Below are 14369 nucleotides of genomic sequence, written 5' to 3'. Positions count from 1 at the left end.
GTCACCTTTGAGAGCCTGCGCATGTACAAACTGACCATCGAAGACCTGCACAAGCGCTACGGCGAACATCATGTGCTCAAGGGTGTCTCGCTGAAGGCGAAGACCGGTGACGTAATCTGCCTGATCGGCGCCAGTGGCTCGGGCAAGAGCACCTTCCTGCGCTGTATCAACTTTCTCGAACAACCCAACGAGGGCAGCATGACCCTCGATGGCAAACCGGTGCACATGAGCCATGACCACCTCGGTCTGCGGGTCAGCGATCCGGACGAGCTGCAGCGCCTGCGCACGCGCCTGGCCATGGTCTTCCAGCACTTCAACCTGTGGAGCCACCTGAGCGTGCTGGACAACATCAGTCTGGCGCCAAGACGGGTTCTGGGCGTCAGCAAGCAGGAAGCCGAAGCCCGCGCCCGGCGATACCTGGATAAGGTCGGCCTGGCCGCCCGCGTGGCCGAGCAGTACCCGGCGTTTCTGTCCGGGGGGCAGCAACAACGCGTGGCGATTGCCCGGGCACTGGCCATGGAGCCGGAGGTCATGCTGTTCGATGAGCCAACCTCGGCGCTGGACCCGGAACTGGTCGGCGAAGTGTTGCGGGTGATCCAGGGCCTGGCCGAAGAAGGCCGGACCATGATCATGGTGACTCACGAGATGGCCTTTGCGCGCAAAGTGGCGACCCAGGTGATGTTCCTGCATCAGGGCCTGGTCGAAGAGCAGGGGCCGCCCGCCGAGGTACTCGGAAATCCGAAAAGCGAACGCCTGCGTCAGTTCTTGAGCGGTAACCTGAAGTAAGCCTCAGGCGACGGGCGCGGGTGGTGGTTCGTCAGGCAAGGTCGGCTCACCCGGTTCCATCGGATGATTTTCATCGGGTGACGGCTGGTCGGGGGTGTCCGGGTCGGGCTGACCGGGTACACCGCCTGCATGAGCGAAATGCGGATGCGGATGGGCCAGCAGTGACCAGGCCATTACTCCGACCTGATTAGGCTGTAACACAGCCAGCTTGGCACTGATGGCCGGATCGAGTTTCATGAGCGGCTCCTCGGCGAAGTCCGCCAGGCCTGTTGCCTGGCGAAACGGTTCATCTCATTAGAGTCTGCCAGCCGCCGGGAATTCCCGCGTTTTTTCGGATCAGGTGCGTGGCAGGGTGACGCCGCGCTGGCCCTGGTATTTACCACCACGGTCCTTGTAGGACACTTCGCACTCTTCATCGGACTCCAGGAAGAGCATCTGCGCCACGCCTTCATTGGCGTAGATTTTCGCCGGCAAGGTGGTGGTGTTGGAGAACTCCAGGGTCACGTGACCTTCCCACTCAGGTTCCAGCGGGGTGACGTTGACGATGATGCCGCAACGGGCGTAGGTGCTTTTGCCCAGACAGATGGTCAGCACGTTACGCGGAATCCGGAAGTACTCCACGGTGCGAGCCAGGGCGAAGGAGTTCGGCGGGATGATGCAAACGTCGCTCTTGACGTCGACAAAGCTGCCGGCATCGAAGTTTTTCGGATCGACGGTCGCCGAATTGATGTTGGTAAACACCTTGAACTCGTCGGCGCAGCGTACGTCGTAGCCGTAGCTGGAGACACCGAAGGAGATCAGCCGGTTGTCGCTCTCACCGCGCACCTGGCGCTCGACGAACGGCTCGATCATGCCGTGTTCCTGCGCCATGCGGCGAATCCACTTGTCCGATTTGATGCTCATGGCGGGTGTCCTGAAGTAACGAGGTGAAGAAATTCTGTGGCGCATCTTACCGGGCCCGGCGCCCGGTTCAAAGTTTCATCCACCGCCAAGCGTCGAATCCCCGTGTACCGGGGCGTTCAGGGAGGCATACAGCACCGTCAGTCATGATTTGCGCGAAAGCTGAACAAGACCATTGGCACGTTCTGGAAAAAGGGTTATGGTGACGCCACTGTGCTGCACGTGTCACTGAGAATATCTACCTGATGCAAGATTTCGATCAACCCATCTTCATGAATTTTCTGCCTCTTTGCACTCAGTCTCGGCCAGGGCGTTTCCTGAGTCGTAGTTAACTTTGTCCAAGGAGACAGACCATGTCCAATCGCCAAACCGGTACCGTTAAGTGGTTCAACGATGAAAAAGGCTTCGGCTTCATCACCCCACAATCCGGTGACGACCTGTTCGTACACTTCAAAGCCATCAAGGCTGACGGCTTCAAGAGCCTGAAAGAAGGCCAAGCGGTCTCTTTCATCGCTACCCGCGGTCAGAAAGGCATGCAGGCTGAAGAAGTAGAAGTTATCTAACTTCCGCTTTACAGCTTGAAAAAAGCCCCGCCCTTAACAGGCGGGGCTTTTTTTTGCCCTTAATTCGGCCCTCATCGCGGGGCAAGCCCGCTCCCACCGATTCAGTGGGAGCGGGCTTGCCCCGCGATGATTCCAGTTTAATCTTCGCTGATGGTGATATTCGGCATCGCAGGCGCCGCTGCCTCCTGCAATACGATCCGCGCCCCCACCTGACGGGCCAGCTCCTGGTAGACCATGGCAATCTGGCTCTCAGGCTCGGCAATCGCGGTCGGCTTGCCACTGTCGGCCTGCTCGCGAATCAGCATCGACAGCGGCAGCGAGGCCAGCAGTTCCACGCCATACTGGCTGGCCAGCTTCTCACCGCCGCCTTCGCCAAACAGATGCTCGGCGTGGCCACAGTTCGAGCAGATATGCACGGCCATGTTCTCGACCACACCCAATACCGGGATATTGACCTTGCGGAACATTTCCACGCCTTTCTTGGCGTCGATCAGGGCCAGGTCTTGCGGCGTAGTGACGATCACCGAACCTGCCACCGGGACTTTCTGCGCCAGGGTCAGCTGGATATCGCCGGTGCCTGGCGGCATGTCGATCACCAGGTAGTCGAGATTGTCCCAGGCAGTCTGGGTCACCAGCTGCAGCAAGGCCCCGGAAACCATCGGCCCGCGCCAGACCATCGGTGTGTTGTCGTCCGTCAGAAAAGCCATGGACATGACTTCGACGCCGTGTGCCTTGAGCGGCACGAACCACTTCTGCTCGCGGACCTGCGGACGGGTGCGCTCCGGGATACCAAACATCACGCCCTGGCTCGGGCCATAGATGTCGGCATCGAGAATACCCACGCGCGCGCCTTCACGGGCCAGGGCCAGAGCCAGGTTGGCGGCGGTCGTGGACTTGCCCACACCGCCTTTGCCCGAGGCCACGGCAATGATGTTCTTGACGTTGGCCAGCCCAGGGATCTGCGCCTGGGACTTGTGCGCGGTGATCACGCAATTAATTTCAACCTGCGCCGAAGCGACACCCTCGATACCTTCAATGGCAGTTTGCAGGACCTGGGCCCAGCCATTCTTGAACAGGCCGGCGGCGTACCCCAGCTGCAACCGGACACTGACCCGCTCGCCCTGGATATCGATGGCCTGGACACAGCCGGCGCTGACCGGGTCCTGGTTCAGGTAAGGATCGGTGTACTGGCGAAGAACGGCTTCGACGGCTGCGCGAGTGACGGCACTCATGGAGACTCCCGTTAAAAAGACTGAGTAAAACAGACCACTATGCTAACCCGCGAAACATCCACAGACGTCCATGGGGTGAAATAAATTTCCCGGCGTTTTATAGTGGCCGATCATCGTTTCATCTCAAGTAGCCGAAAAAAGTAGCCGAGCCCCCATGTCCGAGCCACGTCAGATTCTCGTCACCAGCGCCCTGCCCTATGCCAATGGTTCCATTCACCTTGGCCATATGCTCGAGTACATCCAGACAGACATGTGGGTGCGCTTCCAGAAACATCGCGGCAATCAATGCGTGTATGTCTGCGCGGACGACGCCCACGGTTCGGCCATCATGCTGCGCGCCGAAAAGGAAGGCATCACCCCTGAGCAACTGATTGCCGCCGTCCAGGCCGAGCACAGTGGCGACTTCGCCGACTTCCTGGTGGACTTCGACAACTTCCACTCGACCCACGCCGAAGAAAACCGCGAGCTGTCGAGCCAGATCTACCTCAAGCTGCGTGACGCCGGGCACATTGCCACCCGTTCGATCACCCAGTACTTCGACCCGGACAAGAAAATGTTCCTGGCCGACCGCTTCATCAAGGGCACCTGCCCCAAGTGTGCCGCCGAAGACCAGTACGGCGACAACTGTGAAAAATGCGGCGCCACCTATGCCCCGACCGAGCTGAAGAATCCCAAGTCAGCGATTTCCGGCGCTACCCCGGTGCTCAAGGACTCCCAGCATTTCTTCTTCAAGCTGCCCGACTTCCAGGCCATGCTCCAGCAGTGGACCCGTAGCGGCACCCTGCAGGACGCCGTAGCCAACAAGATCGCCGAGTGGCTGGATGCCGGCCTGCAGGAATGGGACATCTCCCGTGACGCGCCGTATTTCGGTTTCGAAATCCCCGACGAGCCCGGCAAGTACTTCTATGTCTGGCTGGACGCGCCGATCGGCTACATGGCCAGTTTCAAGAACCTCTGCGCCCGTCGTCCCGAGCTGGACTTCGACGCGTTCTGGAACAAGGACTCCAAGGCCGAGCTGTACCACTTCATCGGCAAGGACATCGTCAACTTCCACGCCCTGTTCTGGCCTGCCATGCTCGAAGGCGCGGGCTACCGCAAGCCGACTGGCATCAACGTACACGGTTACCTGACCGTCAACGGCTCGAAGATGTCCAAGTCGCGCGGCACCTTTATCAAGGCCCGTACCTACCTGGATCACCTGGCGCCGGAATACCTGCGCTACTACTACGCCTCCAAGCTCAGCCGCGGCGTCGATGACCTCGACCTGAACCTGGAAGACTTCGTACAGAAGGTCAACTCCGACCTGGTCGGCAAGGTGGTCAACATTGCCAGCCGCTGCGCGGGATTCATTCAAAAGGGCAACGACGGCGTGATGGTTGCCGGCGACGCCGCGCCAGAGCTGACCGAAGCGTTCCTGGCCGCTGCGCCAAGCATCGCCGAGGCCTATGAAGCGCGCGACTTCGCCCGTGCCATGCGTGAAATCATGGCCCTGGCCGACCGCGCCAACGCCTGGATCGCCGACAAGGCACCATGGTCCCTGGCCAAGCAGGAAGGTAAACAGGATGAAGTCCAGGCCATCTGCGCCCAGGGCATCAACCTGTTCCGCCAGCTGGTGATCTTCCTCAAGCCGGTACTGCCTTTGCTGGCTGCCGACGCCGAGGCGTTCCTCAACGTTGCCCCATTGACCTGGGACGATCATCAGACCCGCCTGAGCAATCACCAGCTGAACCCGTTCAAGGCGCTGATGAGCCGCATCGATCCGGTCAAGGTCGAGGCCATGACCGCCGCCAGCAAGGAAGACCTGGCCGCCAGCCAGACTTCCGTGGTTACCGGCAATGGCGAACTGAGCAAGGACCCGCTGTCGGCCGAGATCGACTTCGACACCTTTGCTGCCGTCGACCTGCGCGTGGCCCTGATTCTCAAGGCCGAAGCCGTGGAAGGTGCCGACAAGCTGCTGCGCCTGACCCTCGACATCGGTGACGAGCAGCGCAACGTGTTCTCCGGCATCAAGTCGGCGTACCCGGACCCGGCCAAGCTTGAAGGTCGCCTGACCATGATGATCGCCAACCTCAAGCCGCGCAAAATGCGCTTCGGCATCTCCGAAGGCATGGTCATGGCTGCCGGCCCCGGCGGTGAAGAAATCTACCTGCTCAGCCCTGACAGTGGCGCCAAGCCCGGTCAACGCATCAAGTAAGGCCTCACGCCCCGGACGATTGCGTCCGGGGCGTTCTCATCCTCGCGTCATTGCCGGATAATGGCGAACAGCCCTGGCAATGTGCACCCCCATGAGCGAATTCATCCTGGCCCTGATCAGCGCCGCGCTGGTCAACAACCTGGTCCTGCATCAAGGGCTGGCCATCGACCCGGCCCTGCAACCTTCTGCTGGCCAGGACCGCCGTCGACTGCACGCACTGGGACTTGCAACACTGGCGTTACTGGTGCTGGCCGTCACGCTGGGGCAACTGCTGTATCACTACCTCCTGCAACCCCTGCAGCTTGAGTACCTACGTCTTTTCGTCCTGCTGCCCCTGTGCGTACTGCTGATTGAGCCGCTGCTCGGCCTGTTGTCTCGAGCGTTGCCAAGCCTGCCCTTCGACGGGCTGATGCCGTTACTGCTGGGCAATGTGGCACTGCTAGGCTTGAGCCTGCAGGTCATTGAAGGCGCCTACGGCACACTGCAGACCCTGGCCTGGAGCCTGGGCGGTGGTCTGGGGTTCTGGCTGGCTTTGAGCCTGTTCGCCGACCTGCGTCAACGCAGTGACAACGAGGCGATGCCCGAGAGCTTTCGCGGCCTGCCTGCAGAGTTAATCGGCGCGGGCGTGATGGCCTTGGCGTTTCTCGGCTTCAACGGATTATTTACATCATGAGTCTGATTCAACGCATCGACGCCCTGCTGCCGCAGACCCAATGCGGCAAATGTGGTCACCCTGGCTGCAAGCCCTATGCAGAGGGCCTGGCCAAGGGCGAAGCGATCAATAAATGCCCGCCAGGCGGCAGCGAAACCATCGCCGCCCTGGCCAACCTGCTGCAGGTGCCGCTCATAGCCCTGGACCCTGAGCGCGGTAGCGCGCCGCCCCAGGTTGCCTTTATCCGCGAAGCCGAATGCATTGGCTGCACCAAATGCATCCAGGCCTGCCCGGTGGATGCCATTGTCGGTGCAGCCAAATTGATGCACACCGTGATCAGTGCTGAATGCACAGGCTGCGACCTGTGCGTGGCACCCTGCCCGGTAGATTGCATCGACCTGCTGCCACTGAGCGCAACCAGCAGCATCATCCCGATTGTCGGCGGCATGGCCCAGGACGCCGAGACCCTGGCTGCCCGCAGCGCCAAACGCAATCATGCCCGCCGTCGCTTTGAATTGCGCAACAGCCGCCTGCAGCGCGAAGAAGCGCGCAAGCAAGCCGATCGTGCCGCCCGCAGTCAACGCAGCGCCGTCAGTAACACCCCGGAGCATGCCGTAACCAGCGATGACCCGATCAAATCCGCCATCGAGCGGGTCAAGGCACAGAAAGCCGCCGCGGCCGATGCCGCGCTGAAAAAAGCAAAGATTGCCGCCGCCATGAGCCGGGCACAGCTGAACAAAGCCAGAAGCGCCTTCGGTGCGACACCGAACGCTACTCAGCTGGCGCAGTTGGCTGAACTGGAACAAGAGGCCGAACAGGCCCAGGCGCAACTGCTGGCCTTGCAACCGGCTACCGCCCATGCCGGCCGTTGATAACAGCGAGCGCCTGCGCAGCACCATGCTGCTGGTGCTGCTGGCGTGCCTGCCTGGGGTGCTGACGCTGCTCTGGCAGCATGGCTGGGGAATGGTCTTCAATCTGTTGTTGTGCGCAAGCTCAGCCCTGGCGAGCGAAGGCCTGCTGCTCAAGCTGCAGCAACGCCCGGTCCTGCCTTCACTCAATGATGGCAGCGCCCTGGTCAGCGCCACCCTGCTTGCCGCTGCCTTGCCTGCCTACGCCCCCTGGTGGGTACCGGTTATCGCCACGGTCAGTGCCATCGCCCTTGGCAAGCAACTGTATGGCGGTGTCGGCAAGAACCCGTTCAACCCGGCCATGCTCGGCTATGCCGTGGTCTTGCTGGCCTTCCCGCTGCACATGACCCAGTGGCCCGGTGCGCAACTGCTGGATCTGGGCAGCAGCCTGCAGCATGTGTTTGCTTTCAGTACCGGCGAGCAACCCGATGCCTGGGCCCAGGCTACCGTTCTGGATGGCCTGCGCAACAACCGCAGCCTGACCCTCGACGAGTTGTTCAGCACTCATCCAGGCTTCGGGCATTTCGGCGGCGCAGGCAGCGAAACGGTCAACCTGGCCTTCCTGCTTGGCGGCTTGCTGCTGTTGCAACGCAAGGTCTTCAGCTGGCATGCCCCTGTCGGCTTGCTGGCGAGTCTGTTCGTGATCAGCCTGTTGTTCTGGAATGGATCCGGCTCGGATTCCAATGGTTCACCGTTACTGCATCTGTTCAGCGGCTCGACCATGCTGGCCGCATTCTTTATTGCGACAGAACCGGTTTCCGGCCCCAGGTCACCACAGGCCCGCTTGCTGTTTGGCATAGGGATGGGCTTGTTGATCTACCTGATCCGCACCTGGGGCAGCTACCCCGATGGCACCGCTTTCGCGGTGCTGCTGATGAACCTGTGTGTACCGGCGCTGGAGCGCTGGGCCGAACGTCGTCAAGCGGTGTCATCATGAACCGCTCGTCGATACGCAGCACCATACTGCTGTCGCTCATTGCCTTGTTGAGCCTGGGCAGCAGCATGATCTGGCAGCACTTCAGTGCCCGGGATATCGCTCTGGCCGAGCAAAAGCTCAAGGCACAGACCTGGCTCAGCGTCCTGCCAGAAAAGACCTATGACAACCAGCCATTGCAGACACCCCTGGTGCTAAGCGCCCCCACCCTCGCCCACAGCCGGCTGCTGGCAGGCTATCGTGCCACCCTTGCCGGTCGCCCGAGCGCGGTAGTGCTGCACAGTCAGACTCAGGGTTACGCAGGCCAGATCGAGCTGCTGATCGCCATCGACACGCAAGGCCGCCTGATCGCCAGCAAGGTACTGCGCCAACAGGAAACGCCTGGTCTGGGCGCCAGGCTGGTAGAACCGGGTAACCAGTGGCTACAAAGCTTCATCGGTACCAGCCGGCAAACCACACCCGATGCCGCCTGGGCGCTGAAGCGTGACAGCGGTCAGTTTGATCAACTGGCAGGCGCCACGGTGACTTCGCGTGCGGTGATCCATGCTGTGCATGACGCCCTGCGCTACTTCGACGAACATCGTCAGCACTTACTTGAGGCAGCCAATGATGAGTAGGCAATGGCTGGCCGCCGTGAGCCTGGCCCCGTTGCTGGGTATCACCCAGACGCTGCTTGACGCGTGCGCCATCGCCGGTTTCAGCGTGTTACTGATTACCCTGCATCAATTGGCAATGGGTTCTTTGCACCGCTGGCTCGCGGCCCGCGGCAGAATGCTCGCCAGCGTGCTGCTGGCCGCAGCGCTGACGACCTGCCTGGAGTTGAGTCTGCGCGCCTGGGCCCTGCCCCTGCATCAGGCGCTGAGCCCCTACCCGGCACTGATCGCCGTACAATGCCTGATATTCGAGTACGCTCAAGGCGAAAACCGTCGCTGGCGCGATATCGTCCAGTTGCTAGGCGCATTCGCCGCCCTGTGTATCGCCTTGGGGCTTTGCCGCGAGTTGTTGGCCGGCTGGGCGGGACTGCGCCTGGCTGCCCTGCTGCCCGGGGCGTTTTTTCTGTTGGGCCTGCTGCTGGCCCTGTACAACAGGGTTTGCCTGCGGCGAGCCCCCTCACGTCGTCAAGGAAAGTGTTGACCCCATGAATGCCGCCAAACGCCTGGAGATATTTCGCAGGCTGCACGAAGACAATCCCGAGCCCAAGACAGAACTGGCTTACACCTCCCCCTTCGAGTTGCTGATTTCGGTCATTCTTTCAGCCCAAGCCACCGATGTCAGCGTGAACAAGGCGACCGCCAAGTTGTACCCGGTCGCCAATACCCCCGAAGCCATCTATGCCCTTGGCGTCGACGGACTGTCGCAATACATCAAGACCATCGGCCTGTACAACAGCAAAGCCCGCAACGTGATCGAAACCTGCCGCTTGCTGATCGAACAGCATGGCAGCCAGGTACCAGAAACTCGCGAAGCGCTTGAAGCATTGCCTGGCGTGGGTCGCAAGACCGCCAACGTGGTCCTCAACACCGCTTTCCGGCAACTGGCAATGGCGGTGGACACGCATATTTTCAGGGTCAGCAACCGCACCGGGATTGCTCCGGGCAAGACAGTGCTTGAAGTTGAGAAGGCATTGATGAAGTTCGTGCCCAAGGCTTACCTGCTCGATGCTCACCACTGGCTGATCCTGCACGGGCGCTATGTGTGCCTGGCACGTAAACCGCGTTGTGGAAGTTGCCGGATCGAAGACCTGTGTGAATACAAGCAGAAAACCTCAGACGATTGAGCAGATAGTGAAAACTGCGCCGGGCCGATTGAAAAAATCTTTTGTACCAGCTCGAAAATTCTCGCTATAAGGTGCGCCAATGGCCCTCTTGGCTTGGAGTGACTTATGAGCACCGATAAAGAAGACCTGGTTGTCGATGACGACATCGCCACTGAAGACGCAGAGGAAGATGTTCCGGCTGAAGTGGCAAAGACCAACTTGAGCAAGCGCCGTACCATCGATAACATGCTGGAAGAACGTCGCCTGAAGAAACAACTGGCCGATTACGACTTCGACCTCTGACGCGTCGACTGTGCAAGCCAGGTAGCCCTTGGCTGCGGAGTACCGGCCTCACCAACAAAGCCTCCCGAGTGGAGGCTTTGTTGCTACTGGCGATATCAAACCAGACCGTTGCGCTGGGCCAGTTCGATCAGATCAACCAATGACCGGGCATTGAGCTTGAGTAGCAGCCGGGTCTTGTAGGTACTGACGGTCTTGTTGCTCAGAAACATACCATCGGCAATTTCCTTGTTGGTCCGGCCGCGCGCCAGTTGCTGCAGGACCATCATCTCCCGCCCCGACAGACGCTCGACCATATCGGCTTCACTGGCGCCGCCCAGATTGCTACGCACCGAATGCAGCGCTTGATTGGGGAAATAACTGTAGCCGGACAGCACGGCCTTGATTGCACTGAGCAGCTCTGTGAGGTCCTGCTGCTTGCAGACATAGCCGGCGGCACCTGCCTGCATACAACGCATCGAAAAGTGCCCAGGTGCCTGGGAGGTCAGTACCAGCACCTTGGCCCCCGGACAGGTGGTCGTAAGCCGGGCAATAACTTCAAGACCATCGAGTTTGGGGATGCCGATGTCCAGAATGACGATATCCGGATCATGCTCTCGTGCCAGTTGTAACGCGTCCACGCCATTATCCGTCTCTGCGATGACTTCATAGCCATGCCGCTCCATCAGCATACGTACAGCCAGGCGGATGACCGGGTGATCATCCACGATCAGCACTTTATTCATGGGCAGATCCAATTGTTCGCTGTTCGATTTTTTTTGAGCCCGCACAATAGCCTAGTTACGCGACATATTGTATTGCGACACCCGCGAGCAAAAGCACACAAAGATAAAACCTACACACATAGAGGATTGGTCCTACAAAAAACCTGAACCTGCCCATTCCCACACTTACATCAGTGCCCTTGAACGAAACAGAATTAACCTCTAAAACCAAAAATAGCACCAGCACACCTAAATAACCCAGCCAGCAGCACCTTAATACCTGAAGGAAAAGTCTTATAATCTTGATATATATTTACCGACCTCTATGAGGTTCGATACAAGATGCGAGGCAATAGTTTCCCCGATCAGAAATCCCGCCCAGTGCCAACCCCGCGTGTTATCCAGACTAATAGCCACTCGACTGGGTGAAAGCGAAGTGAGGACACGGCGATGAGCAACGCAGAGCCGAAAAGCCCATTGACCATCATTGCTATATTCGCCGGAATCATCGAAGCCTCGGCGCTGGCTTCGTTGCCTTTTCTAAGTGAAGACAGCCAGACCACCTACACATGGTTTCTTGTAGGCTTTCCGTTTTTTCTGACCGTCTTATTCTTCCTTACACTCAACTTCAACTACAAATCTTTGTATTCACTGCCAATACAGGATTCCACCGACGCCTCCGCCGCTGCTACTTCAGTGCAACCACCCACTACGCTGGAAACAATCAATAGCAACGTACTACAGGCACCCGCTGAATTACCGATAGACAATGAGGCTATCAGCCTCGCAGCGGACAACAGCACTGCCCATGCGCCTGGTAATCCGCTACAGATTGTTCAAGCATCCGTAACCATTACCATAAGCGGAACATGTGCGAGTCAATTGCTCGAACACTTTGCCATGCTGGCATTGGACCAGACCCACCCATTGTGCAACACCTGGACACTAATCAACCTGGAGACAGGCATCCAGACAACACTGGCAACCCAGCCGATCAACAACTAAAAAAAACCCCGGACCAGGCCGGGGTTTTCATTCAAGGCATCGTTCAGAGCAGCGAACGACCCTTGTTTGCAGCAATGCGCATACGCAGGGCGTTGAGCTTGATGAAGCCCGCTGCGTCGGCCTGGTTGTAAGCGCCGCCATCTTCTTCGAAGGTTGCGATGTTGGCGTCGAACAGCGAGTCATCGGACTTACGGCCAGTGACGATCACGTTGCCCTTGTACAGTTTCAGGCGCACGACACCGTTCACATTGACCTGGGAGGCGTCGATCATCTGCTGCAGCATCAGACGCTCCGGGCTCCACCAGTAGCCGGTGTAGATCAGGCTGGCGTACTTGACCATCAGCTCGTCTTTCAGGTGAGCGACTTCACGATCCAGGGTGATCGACTCGATCGCCCGGTGCGCGCGCAGCATGATGGTGCCGCCCGGGGTCTCGTAGCAGCCACGGGACTTCATGCCGACATAGCGGTTTTCGACGATGTCCAGACGACCGATGCCGTTCTCGCCGCCAATGCGGTTGAGGGTGGCCAATACGGTGGCCGGCGACATTTCAACGCCGTCCAGGGCAACGATGTCACCGTTGCGGTAAGTCAGTTCCAGGTAGGTAGGAACGTCCGGCGCAGCCTCTGGCGACTTGGTCCACTTCCACATGTCTTCTTCGTGTTCGGTCCAGGTATCCTCCAGCACGCCACCTTCATAGGAGATGTGCAGCAGGTTGGCGTCCATCGAATAAGGCGATTTTTTCTTGCCGTGACGCTCGATCGGGATACCGTGCTTTTCGGCATAGTCCATGAGTTTTTCACGGGACAGCAGGTCCCATTCACGCCATGGAGCGATAACCTTGACGCCCGGCTTGAGTGCATAGGCACCCAGTTCGAAGCGCACCTGGTCGTTACCCTTGCCGGTAGCACCATGGGAAATGGCGTCGGCGCCGGTTTCATTGGCGATTTCGATCAGACGCTTGGCGATAAGCGGACGAGCGATGGAAGTACCCAGCAGGTACTCGCCTTCGTAAACGGTGTTAGCGCGGAACATCGGGAAAACGAAGTCGCGCACGAACTCTTCGCGCAGGTCATCGATGTAGATTTCTTTCACGCCCATGGCCTGAGCCTTGGCGCGGGCCGGTTCGACCTCTTCGCCCTGCCCCAGGTCGGCAGTGAAAGTCACCACTTCACAGTTGTAGGTATCCTGCAGCCACTTGAGAATCACCGAAGTATCAAGGCCGCCGGAATACGCCAGTACGACCTTTTTTACGTCCGCCATGCCATCACTCCACGGGGTTGTACGGAAAGCCGTCGATTCTACCGGCCTTGCCGCAAAAATTACAGTGGGGCGACAGCTTGTGACGACAAAGCGACAGGAACTGTCGAGAGCGCGACGGACGGTCGCACCTCACGACTTGATCGATGGCTTGCCAGTTTCCGTTTGCGCCGCGGGGGCTGCTGGTGTTTCCGGGGCTTTTTCTGACGCTGTTTCAACCGGGGTTACCCGATCGAGCTGAATATTCACCCGGCGATTGCGCGCGCGGTTGGCGGCCGAGTTGTTGGCGGCCAGCGGGTAGCGCTCACCGTGGAAGCGTACGCTGATCTGATCTTCGGCAATGCCATGCGCCTTGAAGTACTCCATTACCGCCAAGGCCCGGCGTCGGGACAGATCACGATTGGTCAGGCGATTGCCACTGTTGTCGGAGTGACCGTCAAGCTCGATGCGGTTGACCGTAGGATCGGCCTTGAGAAACTCCAGGATCACGTCCAGACGCGCCTTGGCATTGGCGTCCAGTTCAATCCCGCCCCCAGGGAAATCGACCCGTGCCTGGCGCACCTGGTCGTAATTCATTGGCAGCAGCTTGGCGGCGCAGACCTGGTAATCGCTGTAGGCCTTGCTGAATTTTACCGGCAACAGGCGCACTTCCATCGCTCGCCCGGCTTCACCGGCATAGTTGCGAACCACGGTACTGCGGCCGTCGAGCAGACCATTGATCAGACGGCTGGCCTGCCCTTGAGAGCTGGTAAACAGCACGCCGCTACGGGCCATGCGCACCGAGCCCAGGTTGATATCGCCACGGCCTGGCTGCCAGGGCGCTGCGGCAGCCAGCAGGGTTGCAGATCCTGTACCCAGGACATTGCTGCTCGAACGCAATTGAAACGTCGCCTGTTCACCGGCACGGCGCACGAACTCACCACTACCGAAATCGGCAACCGGCTGGACCAGGCGGCATTCGAACTGATCGCCTTCGACCTTCCACTCAATATTCTCCAGACGGGTCTGGAAAGTGAGTGCCGTCGCCGGCAAGCAGGCAAACAGGCTGAGTAGGGCTAGATAACGCTGGCGCACGGGCGGCTCCACAGATTTTCACGGTATACCCGCAGGCTATCGGTCAGGCGTGGCAAAACTTGATAGCGAGTGCTCGGACCCGGCTTTTCCGGTAGCATTCACC

The 14369-nt window shown here is 59.4% G+C and carries 16 protein-coding genes and 1 pseudogene; 11 read left to right on the top strand and 6 right to left on the bottom strand.

Translation table 11 applies throughout. The features are described from left to right. The first annotated feature begins 21 nt into the window (after window positions 1-21). Window positions 22-786, top strand: a complete 765-nt coding sequence (locus ACVI9W_RS18120; protein ID WP_038607818.1) for an ABC transporter ATP-binding protein — start codon at window positions 22-24, stop codon at window positions 784-786. A gap of 3 nt (window positions 787-789) precedes the next feature. Here ACVI9W_RS18120 and ACVI9W_RS18115 read toward each other — a convergent pair whose 3' ends face one another. Both ACVI9W_RS18115 and dcd read right to left on the bottom strand, forming a co-directional pair. Further along, a complete protein-coding gene (locus tag ACVI9W_RS18115) occupies window positions 790-1023 on the bottom strand; it encodes a hypothetical protein (protein WP_038607815.1) in 234 nt (77 codons plus the stop codon). A 99-nt stretch (window positions 1024-1122) separates the two neighbouring features. Further along, on the bottom strand, window positions 1123-1689 hold the full coding sequence (gene dcd / locus ACVI9W_RS18110; RefSeq protein WP_028943496.1) for a dCTP deaminase: 567 nt from the start codon (window positions 1687-1689) through the stop codon (window positions 1123-1125). Window positions 1690-2039: 350 nt separating this feature from the next. Between dcd and ACVI9W_RS18105 the strand changes: the two genes are divergently transcribed. After that, window positions 2040-2249, top strand: a complete 210-nt coding sequence (locus ACVI9W_RS18105; protein WP_010221054.1) for a cold-shock protein — start codon at window positions 2040-2042, stop codon at window positions 2247-2249. A 137-nt stretch (window positions 2250-2386) separates the two neighbouring features. Here the strand turns inward: ACVI9W_RS18105 and apbC are convergent, their stop codons facing one another. Continuing rightward, window positions 2387-3481, bottom strand: coding sequence for an iron-sulfur cluster carrier protein ApbC (apbC, locus tag ACVI9W_RS18100; RefSeq protein WP_191830861.1), 1095 nt, complete (start codon window positions 3479-3481; stop codon window positions 2387-2389). Window positions 3482-3635: 154 nt separating this feature from the next. Here apbC and metG point away from each other — a divergent pair, with 154 nt between their 5' ends. The 8 genes and pseudogenes from metG (at window position 3636) to ACVI9W_RS18060 (ending at window position 10228) form a co-directional block, all read left to right on the top strand. Continuing rightward, window positions 3636-5675 (top strand): methionine--tRNA ligase, encoded by a 2040-nt coding sequence (gene metG, locus ACVI9W_RS18095; RefSeq protein WP_461530723.1) that lies wholly within the window; start codon window positions 3636-3638, stop codon window positions 5673-5675. A gap of 91 nt (window positions 5676-5766) precedes the next feature. Next, on the top strand, window positions 5767-6348 hold the full coding sequence (locus tag ACVI9W_RS18090; RefSeq protein ID WP_461530722.1) for an Rnf-Nqr domain containing protein: 582 nt from the start codon (window positions 5767-5769) through the stop codon (window positions 6346-6348). Beyond that, window positions 6345-7190 (top strand): annotated as a pseudogene (gene rsxB / locus ACVI9W_RS18085) (electron transport complex subunit RsxB); the annotation flags it as partial. The gene ACVI9W_RS18090 and the pseudogene rsxB, both read left to right, overlap by 4 nt. Beyond that, on the top strand, window positions 7186-8172 hold the full coding sequence (locus tag ACVI9W_RS18080) for an RnfABCDGE type electron transport complex subunit D (protein WP_461530721.1): 987 nt from the start codon (window positions 7186-7188) through the stop codon (window positions 8170-8172). The pseudogene rsxB and the gene ACVI9W_RS18080, both read left to right, overlap by 5 nt. Further along, window positions 8169-8786 (top strand): RnfABCDGE type electron transport complex subunit G, encoded by a 618-nt coding sequence (locus ACVI9W_RS18075; RefSeq protein ID WP_461530720.1) that lies wholly within the window; start codon window positions 8169-8171, stop codon window positions 8784-8786. The genes ACVI9W_RS18080 and ACVI9W_RS18075 overlap by 4 nt, the downstream gene beginning before the upstream one ends. Further along, window positions 8779-9303 carry an Rnf-Nqr domain containing protein gene (locus ACVI9W_RS18070; RefSeq protein WP_461530719.1) on the top strand — a complete coding sequence of 175 codons (525 nt, stop codon included), beginning with the start codon at window positions 8779-8781 and terminating at the stop codon, window positions 9301-9303. Before ACVI9W_RS18075 ends, ACVI9W_RS18070 begins: the two co-directional genes overlap by 8 nt. A 4-nt stretch (window positions 9304-9307) precedes the next feature. After that, window positions 9308-9946, top strand: a complete 639-nt coding sequence (gene nth, locus ACVI9W_RS18065) for an endonuclease III (protein WP_107024622.1) — start codon at window positions 9308-9310, stop codon at window positions 9944-9946. 105 nt (window positions 9947-10051) lie between these two features. Further along, window positions 10052-10228, top strand: coding sequence for a PA3496 family putative envelope integrity protein (locus tag ACVI9W_RS18060; RefSeq protein ID WP_461530718.1), 177 nt, complete (start codon window positions 10052-10054; stop codon window positions 10226-10228). A gap of 95 nt (window positions 10229-10323) precedes the next feature. On the opposite strand, the gene ACVI9W_RS18055 is transcribed toward ACVI9W_RS18060, so the two are convergent. Continuing rightward, window positions 10324-10950, bottom strand: a complete 627-nt coding sequence (locus tag ACVI9W_RS18055; RefSeq protein WP_191830868.1) for a response regulator transcription factor — start codon at window positions 10948-10950, stop codon at window positions 10324-10326. Window positions 10951-11379: 429 nt separating this feature from the next. On the opposite strand from ACVI9W_RS18055, the gene ACVI9W_RS18050 reads away from it, so the two are divergent. After that, entirely contained in the window at window positions 11380-11934 is a 555-nt protein-coding gene (locus ACVI9W_RS18050) for a hypothetical protein (RefSeq protein ID WP_461530717.1), read from the top strand. Between the two features lie 43 nt (window positions 11935-11977). Here ACVI9W_RS18050 and ACVI9W_RS18045 read toward each other — a convergent pair whose 3' ends face one another. Together ACVI9W_RS18045 and ACVI9W_RS18040 are read right to left on the bottom strand one after the other, a co-directional pair. Continuing rightward, the gene (locus ACVI9W_RS18045) at window positions 11978-13195 is read right to left on the bottom strand and encodes an argininosuccinate synthase (protein WP_461530716.1); all 1218 of its coding nucleotides are present in this window, start codon (window positions 13193-13195) and stop codon (window positions 11978-11980) included. Window positions 13196-13324: 129 nt separating this feature from the next. Beyond that, window positions 13325-14266, bottom strand: a complete 942-nt coding sequence (locus ACVI9W_RS18040) for a flagellar protein MotY (RefSeq protein ID WP_461530715.1) — start codon at window positions 14264-14266, stop codon at window positions 13325-13327. Between the last annotated feature and the right edge of the window lie 103 nt (window positions 14267-14369).

The organism is Pseudomonas sp. 210_17 TE3656 (genome assembly GCF_054821965.1).
Note: the sequence above shows the minus strand (reverse complement) of the source record. Positions and strands in the feature narration are given on the sequence as shown.